General features: G+C 49.9%; 2 protein-coding genes. Both read right to left on the reverse strand.

What is annotated here, in order from left to right; translation table 11 throughout:
* The coding region (locus SB660_RS19100; protein ID WP_103687753.1) for a lysis protein at positions 1-305 on the reverse strand (305 nt) is incomplete at its 3' end.
* Positions 302-415 (reverse strand): glycoside hydrolase family protein (locus SB660_RS19105; protein ID WP_001501901.1); only part of this gene is annotated, 114 nt, incomplete at its 5' end. The genes SB660_RS19105 and SB660_RS19100, both read right to left, overlap by 4 nt.

Below are 415 nucleotides of genomic sequence, written 5' to 3' on the forward strand. Positions count from 1 at the left end.
ACTGACTGACAGACTGCTTTGATGTGCAACCGACGACGACCAGCGGCAACATCATCACGCAGAGCATCATTTTCAGCTTTAGCATCAGCTAACTCCTTCGTGTATTTTGCATCGAGCGCAGCAACATCACGCTGACGCATCTGCATGTCAGTAATTGCCGCGTTCGCCAGCTTCAGTTCTCTGGCATTTTTGTCGCGCTGGGCTTTGTAGGTAATGGCGTTATCACGGTAATGATTAACAGCCCATGACAGGCAGACGATGATGCAGATAACCAGAGCGGAGATAATCGCGGTTACTCTGTTCATTGCTGACCCCACAAACAGATTTCACGCTCAATCTCACGACGAGTCATGAGACCTTTCCATTGCTTACCGCCAGCATATGTCCAGCGACGTAGCTGATCACATGCGCCTTT

It is taken from the genome of Bacillus sp. SIMBA_005 (assembly GCF_046535585.1).
Lineage (GTDB): Bacteria > Bacillota > Bacilli > Bacillales > Bacillaceae > Bacillus > Bacillus pumilus.